Origin of the sequence: Prosthecobacter sp. SYSU 5D2, assembly GCF_039655865.1 — a bacterium.
In the GTDB taxonomy this organism is placed as follows: Bacteria; Verrucomicrobiota; Verrucomicrobiia; order Verrucomicrobiales; family Verrucomicrobiaceae; genus Prosthecobacter.
In genome coordinates this window covers 60,657-74,793 of the sequence record NZ_JBBYXL010000014.1, presented here as the reverse complement: position 1 = coordinate 74,793, position 14,137 = coordinate 60,657, and the positions used below count along the sequence as shown (strand labels likewise).

General features: G+C 58.5%; 8 protein-coding genes. 6 read left to right on the top strand and 2 right to left on the bottom strand.

Going from position 1 to position 14,137, the window contains the following annotated elements; all coding sequences use genetic code 11:
* Nucleotides 1-18: 18 nt before the first annotated feature.
* Complete coding sequence (locus tag WJU23_RS21315; protein WP_346334650.1) at nucleotides 19-3,201, top strand: DUF1553 domain-containing protein; 3,183 nt, start codon at nucleotides 19-21, stop codon at nucleotides 3,199-3,201.
* Nucleotides 3,202-3,220: 19 nt separating this feature from the next.
* The gene (locus tag WJU23_RS21310; RefSeq protein ID WP_346334649.1) at nucleotides 3,221-4,675 is read left to right on the top strand and encodes a DUF1501 domain-containing protein; all 1,455 of its coding nucleotides are present in this window, start codon (nucleotides 3,221-3,223) and stop codon (nucleotides 4,673-4,675) included.
* A 195-nt stretch (nucleotides 4,676-4,870) separates the two neighbouring features.
* On the opposite strand, the gene WJU23_RS21305 is transcribed toward WJU23_RS21310, so the two are convergent.
* Nucleotides 4,871-5,038 carry a hypothetical protein gene (locus tag WJU23_RS21305; protein WP_346334648.1) on the bottom strand — a complete coding sequence of 56 codons (168 nt, stop codon included), beginning with the start codon at nucleotides 5,036-5,038 and terminating at the stop codon, nucleotides 4,871-4,873.
* Between WJU23_RS21305 and WJU23_RS21300 the strand changes: the two genes are divergently transcribed.
* The 3 genes from WJU23_RS21300 to WJU23_RS21290 all read left to right on the top strand — a co-directional run bounded on the left by WJU23_RS21300 (nucleotide 5,037) and on the right by WJU23_RS21290 (nucleotide 11,722).
* On the top strand, nucleotides 5,037-5,321 hold the full coding sequence (locus WJU23_RS21300; protein WP_346334647.1) for a hypothetical protein: 285 nt from the start codon (nucleotides 5,037-5,039) through the stop codon (nucleotides 5,319-5,321). The two genes, WJU23_RS21305 and WJU23_RS21300, sit on opposite strands and share 2 nt — an antisense overlap.
* 178 nt (nucleotides 5,322-5,499) lie before the next feature.
* Entirely contained in the window at nucleotides 5,500-10,539 is a 5,040-nt protein-coding gene (locus WJU23_RS21295) for an autotransporter-associated beta strand repeat-containing protein (protein WP_346334646.1), read from the top strand.
* A gap of 172 nt (nucleotides 10,540-10,711) precedes the next feature.
* Nucleotides 10,712-11,722 (top strand): polyprenyl synthetase family protein, encoded by a 1,011-nt coding sequence (locus tag WJU23_RS21290; RefSeq protein ID WP_346334645.1) that lies wholly within the window; start codon nucleotides 10,712-10,714, stop codon nucleotides 11,720-11,722.
* 10 nt (nucleotides 11,723-11,732) lie between these two features.
* Here WJU23_RS21290 and WJU23_RS21285 read toward each other — a convergent pair whose 3' ends face one another.
* The gene (locus tag WJU23_RS21285; protein WP_346334644.1) at nucleotides 11,733-12,566 is read right to left on the bottom strand and encodes a TIGR00730 family Rossman fold protein; all 834 of its coding nucleotides are present in this window, start codon (nucleotides 12,564-12,566) and stop codon (nucleotides 11,733-11,735) included.
* Between the two features lie 160 nt (nucleotides 12,567-12,726).
* Between WJU23_RS21285 and WJU23_RS21280 the strand changes: the two genes are divergently transcribed.
* Entirely contained in the window at nucleotides 12,727-14,115 is a 1,389-nt protein-coding gene (locus WJU23_RS21280) for a right-handed parallel beta-helix repeat-containing protein (protein WP_346334643.1), read from the top strand.
* Nucleotides 14,116-14,137 lie beyond the last annotated feature (22 nt).

Genomic DNA, 14,137 nt, shown 5'->3' with positions numbered 1-14,137 from the left:
CGTTCGTATGTTATCACGATGACTTTAGTACGCCTCCATGTCACATTAAGTTTGATCGCCCTGCATGGCAGCCTTTTTGGGGCTGGCAATGGCAAGGTCGCCTTCAACCAGGATATCCGCCCGATCCTGGCAGATGCCTGTTTTCACTGCCATGGGCCTGACCCGGGCACGCGGAAGGCCGGTCTGCGGCTGGATACGGAAGAGGGTTTTTTTACGGCCAAGGAAGGCGAGACGCCAACTGTGCTGAAGGGAAAGCCGGAGGAAAGTCCGCTGTATCAGCGGTTGCTGTCCAAGGATGAGGATGAGATCATGCCGCCGCCTGAGTCGCACAAGGAGCTGAAGCCGGAGCAGATCGCCAAGATCAAAGCCTGGATCGAGGAGGGGGCACCCTGGCAGCCGCATTGGTCGCTGATGAAACCTGAGCGGGCACCGGAGCCGGAGGTCAAAAACAGCGCATGGGCGAAGACGCCAGTGGACCGTTTTGTACTGGCGAAACTGGAGACTGCCGGGCTGGAACCTGCCCCTGAGGCGGAAGCTGCGGCTTTGATCCGCCGGGTGAGCCTGGACGTGACCGGGCTGCCGCCGTCACCAGAGCTGGTGCAGCGTTATCTTCAAAAGGCGGAGGGCCAGAAGCTGCCGGATGCGGCCTACAATGAGCTGGTGGATGAGCTTCTGAAGTCGCCGCAGTATGGTGAGCATCGCGCGCGCTACTGGCTGGATGCGGCGCGGTATGCGGACACTCACGGACTGCACTTTGACAAGCCGCGCGAGATGTATCCGTATCGCGACTGGGTGGTGAAGTCGTTCAACCGGAACCAGCCCTTTGATGAGTTCACAGTTGAGCAGATCGCCGGGGACCTCCTGCCGAAACCGTCGGTGGACCAGCTTATCGCAACGGGCTTCCAGCGCTGCAACATCACCACGAATGAAGGCGGGACCATTGATGAAGAGAACCTGGCCAACTATGCGGCGGACCGTGTGCAGACTTTGGGCTGGGTTTACATGGGGCTGACGACGAACTGCTCGCAGTGCCATGACCACAAGTTTGATCCGATATCGCAGAAGGATTATTACTCGATGGCGGCCTTCTTCCGCAATACGACGCAGAAACCAAAGGACGGTAACGTGAAAGATGGCAATGGACCTGTGCTTGTACTGCCCAGCGAGAAGGATCTTCCGCGCTGGAAGGCGCTGCCGGGGGAGATCGCAGCGACAAAAACGAAGATGGAAGAGAACCGCAATCTGGCCGTAGGCGAGTTTGAGCAATGGCTGACCACCGCGAGACCTGAGGATCTGGATCGGGATGTGGCAGCGAAGGGAATGGTGGCGCATGTGCCGCTGACAGAAGGTGAGGGCAGCGAGGTGGCGGTGATTGGCGGAGCCACGAAGACTTTTAAAGCCAAGGGCGAAGTGACTTGGAAGCCGGATGGCAAGATCGGCCCTACCCCTGTGATGAAGGCCAACAGCACCTTCGAGATCGGGGACGCGGGCGATTTTGAAAAGGACGAGGCCTTCAGCTATGGTGGCTGGGTGCGTGCAAGCAGCGTGGGCGTGGGCAAGGGCGGCGGCATCATTGCACGGATGGATGTGAAGGGGGCCTATCGCGGCTGGGACCTTCTCCAGAACGATCGGAACTACTCTGTCCACATCGTCAGCAACTGGCCCAAGGATGCGCTGAAAGTGAGTACACGCAAACCGACCGTCCGGCCTGGCGTGTGGCAGCATGTCTATGTGACCTATGACGGCAAGGGCAAGGCGCAAGGGGTGAAGATCTATGTGGATGGAGTCGCCCAAGAGCTGAATATCGAAAACAACACGCTTAAAGGCAGCATCCGGACCCCGATGCCGACACGCATCGGCCAGCGAGGCAACGGCGGAGTATTCAACGACGGTTCCGTGCAGGATGTGCGCATCTATGAGCGCCAGCTCGCGGCGGTGGAGATCCAGACCCTTTCCAAAGTGGGGCCGCTGAAGCTGATGCTGGCAGCACCCAAGATTGGAGCCAAGCAGAAAGAACTGTTGTTTCAGCACTATCTGGTGACCCGCCATGCGGGCTATCAGATGGCTAACAAACTGTCTGGCAAGCTGGAGGCGGAGCTGGCAGCCATCAAGGACCGCAGTCCCATCACTCACATCCAGGAGGAAAAAATGGACACGCAGCCGATGGCCAACATCCTGATGCGCGGCGTGTATGACCAGCTTGGTGAAGAGGTGGAGGCTGCCCCGCCCGTGGCGCTGGGCTCACTGCCGGAAGGCGCGCCCAAGAACCGCCTGGGGTTGGCCCAATGGCTGGTGGACGAGGCCAATCCGCTGACGGCCCGCGTTACGGTGAACCGCATGTGGCAGGAGCTTTTCGGACGTGGCATTGTGGTCACCAGCGAGGATTTTGGGATCATGGGCAGCCCGCCCACGCACCCAGAACTGCTGGACTGGCTGGCGGTGGAATTTCGTGAAAGCGGCTGGGATGTGAAGCGCTTTTACAAGCTGCTGCTGACCTCCGCCGCTTATCGTCAGGCGGCCATCATTACCCAGGAGAAAATTGACAAGGACCGTGACAATGCGCTGCTCAGCCGCGGTCCGCGATTCCGCATGGATGCGGAGATGATCCGCGATTACGCCCTGGCGGCCAGCGGATCGCTTTCTCCCAAGATGGGCGGTCCGGGAACGCTTCCTTACCAGCCGGAAAACGTCTGGGAAGTGGTGGGTATGGGCACCGAGAAGTATGTGCAGGACCAGGGGGAAAACCTCTACCGCCGGACGCTGTACAACTTCTGGAAACGCATGGCCCCGCCCGCCAACATGGATGTCTTTAACGCTCCAAGCCGCGAAGTGAGCTGTGTGCGCCGTGACCGCACCAACACGCCTCTCCAGGCGCTGGTGGTAATGAACGATCCGCAATTCATCGAGGCTTCCCGCAACCTGGCCCAGCAGGCAATGAAGGCCGGAAGTGAGGATGAACAAAGGCTGGCTGCCATTTCCCAGCGCCTTCTTTGCCGTCCTTTGAAGCCCCAGGAAACCACCATCCTGCAGGCCAGCTTGAAGGATCTGCGCGCCCATTATCAGGCCGTCCCCGAAGATGCCACAGCCCTCATCAGTGTGGGTGAAACCCAACCCGACGCCAAGCTCCCTCCCGCTGAACTCGCGGCCTGGACCATGGTCTCCAGCCAGGTGATGAACCTGGATGAAGTCCTCAACAAGTAACTTCTAATTTTCTACGATCATGAGCATCCTCAACGAATGGAACACCTTTGAAACCCGGCGGCAGTTTTTCTCGCGTGGGAAGAATGCACTGGGGGCGGCGGCTCTAACCTCTTTGTTAGGCGAGGGGATGACGGGTTCGGCCAAGGCGGCGATTGGCAGTGTGGCACCGCATTGGGCACCGAAGGCGAAGCGGGTCATTTACCTGCACATGGTCGGCGGGCCTTCGCAGATGGACTTGTTTGATTACAAGCCGGTGATGAAGCAATGGTATGACAAGGACCTGCCGGAAAGCATCCGCAAAGGGCAGCGCCTGACCACGATGACCAGTGGACAGGCGCGGTTTCCCATTGCGCCGTCGGTTTATAATTTTGCGCAGTATGGGAAGTGCGGCATGTGGATGAATTCGGATCTGCTGCCGAACCTCTCCAAAAATGCGGATGACATCTGCTGGATGCGCTCACTGCATACAGAGGCCATCAATCATGAGCCCGCCATCTGCGCCATGCAAACGGGCAACCAGATCACCGGGCGTCCCTGCCTGGGTTCCTGGGCCTCGTATGGTCTGGGGTCGGTCAATGCAAACCTGCCCAATTTTGTGGTGCTCATTGCCACGCCGACGAACCGTGAGCAGGAGCAGGCCATCTCTTCACGTCTGTGGTCCAGCGGCTATCTGCCGGGTGAGCATGCGGGGGTGTCATTCCGCAGCAAGGGGGACCCCATCCTCTTCATCAACAATCCTCCCGGGGTGCCCAACAGTGTGCGCAAGCGGACCATCGAAGGTCTGAATGCGCTGAATGAGCTGAACTACCAGCAGGTGGGCGATCCTGAGACGCATACTCGCATCCAGCAGTATGAGATGGCCTTCCGCATGCAGGCCAGCGTGCCAGAGCTGACGGACATCACCAAGGAGCCTGACCACATCTTCAAGATGTATGGTGAAGAAGCGAAGAAGCCGGGCACCTTTGCCAACGGGGTGCTGATGGCGCGGCGTCTGGCGGAGCGGGGAGTGCGCTTCACGCAGATTTACCTCAACAACTGGGATCATCACCGCAATGTGACCGGGCGTATGCCCAGCCAGTGCAAGGACATTGACCAGCCCTGCCATGCCTTGATTGAAGACCTTAAACAGCGTGGCATGTTCGAAGATACGCTCATTATCTGGGGCGGCGAGTTCGGGCGCACCATCTATAGCCAGGGCGGCCTGACCCAGGACAACTATGGCCGTGACCATCACCCGCGCTGCTTCACCATGTGGATGGCCGGTGGCGGCTCAAAGGGCGGGGCGATCTATGGCGAGACGGATGATTTTAGCTACAACATCGTCAAAGATCCCCTGCATATCCGCGACTTCCACGCGACGGTTCTGCATCTGCTGGGCTATAACAGCGACCGCTTCACCTATAAGTTCCAGGGGCTGGACCAGAAGCTGACCGGCGTTGAAGCGGCGAAGGTGGTCAAAGAGCTGATTGCCTGACATGAGGTAGGGAGGCGGTTTAGCCCCCACTGTGCTCCGACACCACCGGTCGTGCGGTTCCGCATCCGGCGGTTGAGTGATGAGCTGGTTTTCATGCTTTCTTCTGATAACGTTGGATGATCTCGCGCATGAAGACCAGGCTTCGCTGGCGGAAACAGCGAGATGAGGTCGTTATCGTGTTCTCTGTATGCAGGCTCACAGAGCTCCTTCACGACCGTGGGGTTTGGCGCGGCCTGTCCCGCGGCCCGGCGTGTTCCGCACGCCTCCCCGGTGGACGGCTGCGGGCGCTTCCTCCCGCCTTGCTGCGTCTGCTTCCTCCCCCACAGCATGACCACCAGGGCAGTGAATGACCAGTGGTGGCATGGTATGGGATACATCCAGCCTCTTTTACCTTGGCAGCACCTGCAGCCACTGCATGGAGCAGATGAAAACCGGGCAACTGCCTGCCTTTCCTATTTATTGCAATCCGGGGTTGGAGATGTTCAAGAGCTTCCGCGCCTACGATGACTTTGAAGAGGAGCCGCTGCACGCTGCTGTTCTGGTGGATGCCCAGGGAAGGCTGCGCTGGTGGGATGTCAGTTGGGAACCGTTTTCAGACACCGGTTTTCTGCTGGAGGAATCACAGCGCTTGTTAAGCTTGGAGTGATGATTTCCGGCGGACCATTTATTGTACTAATGTGTCGCTTACGCGGGTGCCCGTGCCGCATGGCATGAGCAATGCTTAGCATAAACATATCCCCCCGTTGCTGGTCTTTAAGATGAAAAGCGGCTGTAAATGCCGATGGAAGTCCACTGCCTGTTGCTGACCGGGAAGGGTTCTTTCCATGAAATCTCCTTTTCGCTCTGTTTTTTACGAGACTGCCTTCCTGTTCTTATCGGCAGTCTGCATTTTCATTTCTGGCACCACCTCCCTGAAAGCCCAGATACTGACCTGGGATGCCAAACCGCTGCAGGCAGGACTTCAGAACGGCTCCGGTGCCTGGAACACCTCTTCCAATTTGTGGATGAACGCGGAGAGTCAAAATGTGCTTTGGAGCAATTCACCACTGGTGACCGCCCAGTTTGGCACCACACCGTCGGTCAATCCCAGCGTCGTCACGCTTGCGCAGAATGTTCAGTTAAAAGGCATTAGCTTTCTGTCCCTGGGTACAGCAGCACCTGCGGCAGGCTTTCAGTATGTGCTGGAAGGGGCCGCTGCGGGCACCGTCATTGATTTTGGTGACAACGGTCTCATCCAGGTGGAGAACTTTGCCTCTGGCGGTTCCTCCAACTTTATTGAATTTCGCAACACCCTGGTCTTTAAAGGGAACAATCTGACCATTCAAAAAAGCTCAGGGACAGATACGCAGTTCATGAACATCCGCACGGTGTCCAATCCCGATCTCACGGGCAATCTGACCATCGGAGCCTATATCTATGCCGCTTTCTATTCGGCGGATGCCTTTTCTGGACTGGACCGGCTGACCGTACTTAACAATGGCAACCTTGTCCTGTCTGCTGCGGGCAATTACAGCGTCCCGATTACTGCCACCGGCTACACCAGCAGCTACTCCGCCATCCGGGTGACGGCCAGTGATGTCATCCTTTCCGGCGGACTTACGCTGGCCGGAGATGCGGGCATCTACATGCACTCCAGCAATACCGGCATGCTCATCAATGCACCCATCACGGAGTCCGTCCCCGGCTCTGGCTTGCACCGCTTTGCACTGACGAAAAACAATGGCACACTCACCCTGGCGGCTGCCAATACTTATACTGGCAAAACTACTTTGGGACGCACCAGCTCCTCCAATGCAGGTGGTATTACCATTCTTGACTTTGCCGCGACCGGCGCACCGCAGGATAACATCCTCTACAATGGGGTGGCCACCCCTGGGGGGCTGGAGCTCCTTGGCAGCAACATTGGTAGCACCTCCCTGGTGCTGAATGGCAAGGCCGGAGCCATCAACTCTCAAGCTATGGGGGATGTGACCGCCCGTCAGACACGCTCTGTCGTCACCATGGTCTCCGGTGATGGCGGCACGATGAATCTGAGCCTCGGAAACATCAGCCGCGTCGCCAACGGCATGATCGCTTTTAACGCACCTGCCCAGGGGCAGATCACCAGCAGCATGGCAGATGCGGTGCTTGGCCCATGGGCCACCTTTAAATCGGGTGGCGGCGTGCAGAGCTGGGCCCAGCTTTCAGGTGGTGTGCTCACGGGATTTAGCGGTTCCACTCCTCATGTCACCGGCGTTTCTCCTGCGAGCGATGTGACCAGCCATCTGGCCATAGACGGCAGTTCCACCGGTCATGTGGTGCAAACGGACCCGCTTGCCTATCTGGCCACAGTGAGCATGAGCGATACGGTTCTTGACCGCGCCTTTCATGTTGGGGATGGCAATACGCTCCGGCTCGGTATGAACGGCGGTGTGCAAATCACCTCCAACTCAAAGAGCCTCACCATTGGGGAGGCCGGCGTCACCAGCTACCTCTCAGCAGGCGGCGCTGCGGCAGGTGCCAGCCAGCTCATTCTGACCAACAACTCTTCCACTTCTCTTTTAACCATTCATTCCGGCATCATCAACAATGCTGGCGGCGGTGCGGTGAATGTTCTTGTCAACGGCACGGCGGATTCCATCACCGTGCTCACCGCATCCGGCACACAAACCGGCGGGGCGATCCTTGCCAGCGGGGCGCTGGAACTGCGCAATGGAACCGCCCTGGGCACCGCAGGTACGGTGAATGTTCTTGAAGACGGAGCCCTGCGTTTTGCCGGAGGCATCACCTTCAGCCGCCCGGTGACGCTTTCTGGTCTGGGCGTTGCGGGTACGCTTTCAGAAGGCAGGCTCCGGAATGTGAGCGGAGATAATACGACGACGGGGCTTGTCACCCTCCTTTCTCCAACCAACATCTTTTCCGAGTCCGGCACTTTGACGATCAAGTCTGCCTCGGCCACGGCCAATGCTATCACGGGCACCTTTGCCCTGGGGATCACCGGCCCCGGCCATGTGACGGTTGACGGGCGCATTGCAACTTCCTCAGGTGTGATGACCAAGACCGGCACCGGTACCCTGACCCTGGCGGGCGACAACACTTTCACCAGTGCATTTACCATCAGCGGTGGAGTGGTGCATATCTCTCATGCCAATGCCTTGGGCACCACAGCGGGAGGGACCACAATCAATGCCAACTCCGCTCTTGAACTCAGCGGCGGGATCACACTTGCGGCCGAAGCTGTTTCCCTCGTGAGCACTGGCGTGGCCAATACCGGGGGCATCCGCAACATCAGCGGCGACAATACCCTCACCGGCCTGGTGACCTTGAATGCCACCACCACCCGGATCCACTCCGACACCGGCCTGTTGACCTTTCAGCCTGCTGGCGCCAGTTCCATCGCTCACGTCAGTTCGAGTTCCCGCACTCTCGCACTCGGCGGGGCAGGGGACATCGCCATACGGGGAGCCCTCACCCGCACGAGCACGGGGGCTTACACCATTCTCAAAGAAGGCAATGGCACCCTTACCCTGGCCGCGCCAGTGACCAATACCATCACCACCCTGTCGGGAGGCAACGTGCATCTGGACTTCAGTGCGCCGCTCAGCCCGGCGGAAAACATCCTTCACCATGGCGTCACTGCCCCCGGCACCTTAACGATCAACGGTACCCGCATGCTCATCACCGGCAAGAGCGGTGCCAGCAACGGCCAGACCTTTGGCGCAACAACGGTCACGGGGACCGGTTACATGACAGTTGCGCAGAACGGGGCCGCCGGAGTAAGCATAGCCTTTGGTGCCCTGACCCGCAGCACCGGCGGTGCCCTCGGCATCACCCTCCCCGCCGCCGGGAGTGTCACCACCACTGGCGGTGCGGACAATGCTCTCATCACCAACACCGTCGGCATACCCTTTATGTGGTCGCTGAATCCGGTGGCTGGGGATGAGTGGCTCGGCACGGCGGAGCTCGCGGGCGGCGTGCGCCAGATCGTTCCCCTTTCCATGCTCCCATCCGGCGGCTACACACCGTCTGATGCGAACTCCCTTTCCGGGAATGCTGACATCACCCTTGGAGAGACGACCACCACCCTGTCGGGAAACACCGCCATTACCACGCTTCGGTTCGCCCAGCCACAGGCGACGCTCATCACCCAGAGTGCAAACACCTTGTTAAACCTGTCCGGCATCCTTGTCTCCAGCACGGTGGGGCCCCATGTGCAGACGATCTCCGTGTTTCAGCTTCAGGCCCACCCAGCTGCTTCTGGAAATGACCTGCCCATCATCCAGAACAACACGGCTGCCCCCTTGATCATTTCTTCTTCCATCCGCAACCAGGCCACCTCGGGACAGTCCACTGCCTTGATCAAATCAGGCCCAGGTACGCTGGTGCTCACTGGGGCCAATGGTTACAGCGGCAGCACCCGTGTTCAGGAGGGCATCCTGCATTTCCAGTCTGGTTCCATCAGCGGCAGCACAGAGTTTATCCTCGGTTCCGGCAGCAATAGCGGCAAGATCGTGCTGGGCCATGAATCAACTGCCTTCAACGCCACCATGGACTGGCTCCAGGTCGTCGGCACTGGCATGGACAACCGCATCGTTGGCGGGGCATCCGTCATCTCTTTGCTGACCGTGGACAATCCCACGACCAACAACAACTTCCGCACAGGCTTTCTCGGCGGTCCTGGCGTCAACGAGAACAACCTGGCCCTGTCGGTTTACGATGTTACCACCACCACACCCCCTGGTTTGCCAACCGTCATGTTTCTTCCTTTGGGACCAGCCAATACTTATGGCGGACGCACCCAGATCCGCAATGCCACAGTGGAAGTATCTGTGCTGGCTGACCAGGGGCTGGCCAGTTCCTTGGGCACTGGCAATGCCGATGGGGTCATCGAAATGGGCAGCGGCGGAAGCAGCTCCATCCCTAATATCCTGGCAGTGCTGCGGTATGTAGGCAATGAGGTTTCCACCACTGACCGCCCGCTGAACATTGCCAATTCCGTAGCCTCGGTCGTGTCCATCACCACGGTTCTTGAGAACAACGGCACCGGCTCCCTCAAGTTCACCACACCGTTCACCTCCACCGGCACCAATGTCACCGCTTCCCGCACATTCCGCCTTTCAGGCACCCATGCTGGTGACAGCCAGATCGTTGGCATTGGTGACAATGGTGCGGCCCCCACTGTTTTGGAAAAAACGGGTCCTGGTGCCTGGACCCTCGCCGGAGCCAGCACCTACAGCGGTGGCACCACGGTCTCTGAAGGCACCCTCCTGGTCAGCAACCTCACTGGCTCAGCCACTGGTGCCGGCCCGGTGACTCTGCTGCCCGGCACCACCTTTGGCGGCAGCGGGCGCATTGAGCTGGCGGCAGACCGCAGCATTACCGTCGGCGGGCGCCTGCAGATCGGCCTGGATTACCCCGGTGTGATACCCACTGCCAGCAGTCTCACCATCATCACCTCCGGCGCAGGCATGCTTTCATTCACAGCGGACTCCGTTTTGCTCTTGGATCTCATATCCGGAGCAGGGGCAGGCGACAACTCGGCCTCACTCACATCGGCAGACCGGGCTGTGCTGCAAGGTGCCGTCGAATTCGGTTCCAATGTGACGCTGCGAGTTTCCAATTCCACAGGCATGACCACCTGGGCAGTGAATGACCAGTGGCAGCTCTTTGACTGGGCAGGCCTTTCAGGTCCTGTTACAGGCAGCATCAGCAACTATGAACTGCCGTCACTGCCTGCCGATCTGATGTGGGATACCTCCAGCCTCTTCACTAGCGGGGTGCTCAGCATTTCCCTGGTGCCCGAGCCGTCGCGCTGTTTCTTAGTCCTTGTGGGAACACTGTTTTGCTTGGTGCGCAGGGGCCGCAGCAGGAAGGAGAATGCCTGAATTTTCCAGTCGGTTCGCCGCAGTTTCAGTTCTTCGTAACTTTCATCGAGAATAACATTTTTGAAAGTTCATCCGCAGATTCTGTGCAGGTCGTAATTGACTGAGGAAAGGCGGTGCGCCACGTAGTAAGGGTCCTTTTTGGATCTCCGGCGCTGCCTGCCACGCCCCGTTCATGAAAAATATTCCCGCCAGCGCCTCCGCACCTGTCTTCCCGTTCGAACTTGTTCGTGCCGATCTCGAGATCGTCGAAAAAGCCATTCGAGATCAGTCCCGTGCCTTTGATCCCGCAGTGGAAGGTTATGTCAGTTACGTCTGCCAGGCCGCGGGCAAGCGCATCCGCCCCGCACTGGCTCTCATGGCTGGCGGAGCCACCGGTGGAAAAACCGCTGACCACACCCGTCTTTCCGTCATTTTGGAGATGGTCCACATTGCCTCCCTGGTCCACGATGACATCATGGATGGAGCCGCCACCCGACGTGGCCTGCCCACCGCAGCGGCCAAGTGGGGCAGCGCCCTCAGTGTCCTGCTTGGGGATGCCATCTTCGCCTACGCCCTGGAACTGGCCACGGAGTTTGAAGACGCCAAAGTCTGCCGCAGCATTGCCAAAGCCTCCCGCGACGTCTGCAGCGGCGAGATCCTGCAAACCCAGCGCCGGTTCGACCTCAATCTCTCCGTGCCAGACTACCTGCGCATGATCGAGATGAAGACCGCCGCCCTCTTCGCCGCCGCCGCCGGACTCGGTGCCCGCCTCAACGGCGTATCCGAGCAGGTGGAGCATGCCCTCTATAATTACGGCATGAAGCTGGGCACCGTCTATCAGATCTATGACGACTGCCTGGACCTGGTCGGCGATGAAAAGAAAGTCGGCAAGACCCTCCGTACTGATCTCATCAAAGGCAAGCTCACCCTGCCCATTCTGTATTTGCTGATGGATGCCACCGATGCCCAGAAGCAGAAGCTCAATAAAATGCTGCTCAAAGGCGAGCCCATGGACACCTCTATCCTGGCCGGCATTGCCGACTACGAAGGCGCGATTGAGCGGGCCGTCAGCTTTGCCCAGGACATGCTCAACGACGCGCGGGCAGAACTCATCTGCCTGGCGGATTCAGACTATAAAAGGGCCTTTGAAGAAATCGCTGACTACCTGCACGCCTTGCTGGACAACTGTCGCGCCTCAGCCTGACCGTCTGGCTTCAAAGCCCTTTCTCCCACAGCCAGTTGCTGGATGCAGGCGGCACCTCGCAGGTCAGGCCGAACTGCTTCACCGCGCGGTCCTCCAGGTGGTGCATGGCTTCACCCACGTCATCCGTCCAGCAGATCAGATCCAGGTCCTCCGGGCTGATGGTGCCTTTGGCGACCATGCTGTCAATCATGGCCCGCAGTTCGGTCCAGAACTCCGTGCCCATGAATACCATGGGAAAATTGCGCACCTTTTTGGTCTGGATCAGCGTCAGTGCTTCAAACGCTTCATCCAGCGTACCGAAGCCGCCGGGCATGATCACAAAACCGTAGCTGTATTTCATCAGCAGCACCTTGCGGACAAAGAAATACTTCATCGTCACCCAGCGGTCCAGATACGGATTGTGGCTTTGCTCAAAGGGCAGCTCAATGTTGCAGCCCACGCTGCGCCCGCCCACATCCTTGGCACCGCGGTTGGCCGCCTCCATGATGCCAGGGCCGCCACCCGTCATGACGGTAAAGCCTGCTTTTACGATGGCCGCACCCATTTCACGCGCCTTTTGATAGTGCGGATGCTCCTCTGTAAATCTGGCAGAGCCAAACACCGTGATGCAAGGGCCCACGAAGTGCAGTCCGCGAAAACCGCGCAGAAAATCCGCCATAATTGTGAACAGACGCTTCAGCTCGCTCAACCGGCGGTTAGGCCCTTGAAGCAACGCACGGTCTTCCAGCTTGTGGCAGAAAGCCTGCTGAATTTGCTTTTCGCTGGGCGGTTGTGCCGGTGGATGCGGGACAGGGGCAGAATGGCTTGAGCGGCCTTCTTTGTCTTGAATGGTGGGAGTTGGCATGGTTGGCATAATCCTTTGACTCCATTGTACCCTAAATCATTTAAAATATCCGGTCTCTCCCTTCATAAAAGATGTCGGGAGCGCTTGTCCGGCGCACACAAAACCATCCTTCAGTAGCACAGAGAATGTGATTTTCTCCGGCGACCGGCGTTATGTTAAAATGTTACGCCCTCTGCTGCTGCTCGCTTTTTCGGTCACCTGTGTCCTGGCCCAGACCAATGTCATGTCTCTCGGCGTCATTGGTGACGGAGAGGTCGATGACACGGCTGCCATCCAAAAAGCTGTGGATGAAAAGGGCAGCCTTCTCTTTCCCAAGGGCACTTACAGGCTCACGAAGACCGTCACCGTGGATCTCTCTAAAACAGGGCTCGCCAGCCTGTCAGGGGATGGCACTGCACGTTTCATCATGACAGGTGCCGGGCCTGCTTTCAGGATCATCGGACACCATGAAGGTTCGGCGGCTCCTACGACATTGAAGCCAGGCATTTGGGATCAGGAGCGCACCCCCATGCTCAGCGGATTTGAAATTTTTGGTGCCCATCCTGAAGCGGACGGCATCGAATCCGGTGGTGCCATGCAGATTACTATTCACCGCATCATCATCAGCAAATGCCGTCACGCGATCCATCTCACCCCTCGCAACCGCAACGTCCTTATCAGCGACTGCCACCTCTATGACAACATGGGCATCGGTGTCTTTCTGGACAATGTGAACCTGCACCAGACTAACATCATCGGCAGCCATATCAGCTACAATCGGGGCGGGGGAGTGGTCTCACGCGGCGGCAACGTGCGCAACCTGCACATCGGCACCTGCGACATCGAGAGCAACCACCACGCCGATTCACCCCCCTCCGCCAACATTGAGCTAAACTCCGATGGCGGTTCTATTGGCGAGGTGGCCATCACCGGCTGCACCATCCAGCATTCCAGCAAGGCAGAGGGCTCCGCCAACATCCGCATTCTCGGCGCTGGCACGGATCCCAACCTGACCGGTCGCCTCGGCCGTCCTCACACCCGTGAAGGCAATGTCACCATCAGCGCCAACGTCTTCAGCGACGTCAAGGTCAACATTGAGGTCAAAGAATCGCGCGGCGTCGTCATCACCGGCAACACTTTCTGGGAAGGCTTTGAGCATGACCTGGTAGCTGAGAACTGCGAGCACCTCATTGTCAGCAGCAACAACTTTGACCGCAATCCTCGTTACCGGGTCAACGGATTCAATAATGCTGAAAACAACGGCATCCTTATCAAAAACTGCACCGACAGCTCCTTCATCGGCAACATTGTCGGTGGCGTGGTCCGCCAGCGTGCCGCGGTGGATATTGTCGGTGGCCGCCGTCTCATGATTTCCAACAACAGCATCCTGGACAGCGACGGTTCTGGTCTGCGTCTGGAGGGTGTGGAGCAGAGCATTGTTAGCGATAACCTCATCCGCGATGACCGTGCCGAAGAGGCCACATCAAAAGAGCCCTCCCTCCTCATCATCGGCGGCAATGACAACCAGATCGGTGCCAACCTGCTCAGCAATGGCAAGCAGGTGAAGTGAGAGAAACAAGGAGGAACACTTG

Coding starts and splice junctions, on each gene's coding strand:
- WJU23_RS21315 (WP_346334650.1), top strand. CDS start 19: ATGACTTTAGTACGCCTCCATGTCACATTAAGTTTGATCGCCCTGCAT.
- WJU23_RS21310 (WP_346334649.1), top strand. CDS start 3,221: ATGAGCATCCTCAACGAATGGAACACCTTTGAAACCCGGCGGCAGTTT.
- WJU23_RS21300 (WP_346334647.1), top strand. CDS start 5,037: ATGGTATGGGATACATCCAGCCTCTTTTACCTTGGCAGCACCTGCAGC.
- WJU23_RS21305 (WP_346334648.1), bottom strand. CDS start 5,038: ATGCCACCACTGGTCATTCACTGCCCTGGTGGTCATGCTGTGGGGGAG.
- WJU23_RS21295 (WP_346334646.1), top strand. CDS start 5,500: ATGAAATCTCCTTTTCGCTCTGTTTTTTACGAGACTGCCTTCCTGTTC.
- WJU23_RS21290 (WP_346334645.1), top strand. CDS start 10,712: ATGAAAAATATTCCCGCCAGCGCCTCCGCACCTGTCTTCCCGTTCGAA.
- WJU23_RS21285 (WP_346334644.1), bottom strand. CDS start 12,566: ATGCCAACTCCCACCATTCAAGACAAAGAAGGCCGCTCAAGCCATTCT.
- WJU23_RS21280 (WP_346334643.1), top strand. CDS start 12,727: ATGTTACGCCCTCTGCTGCTGCTCGCTTTTTCGGTCACCTGTGTCCTG.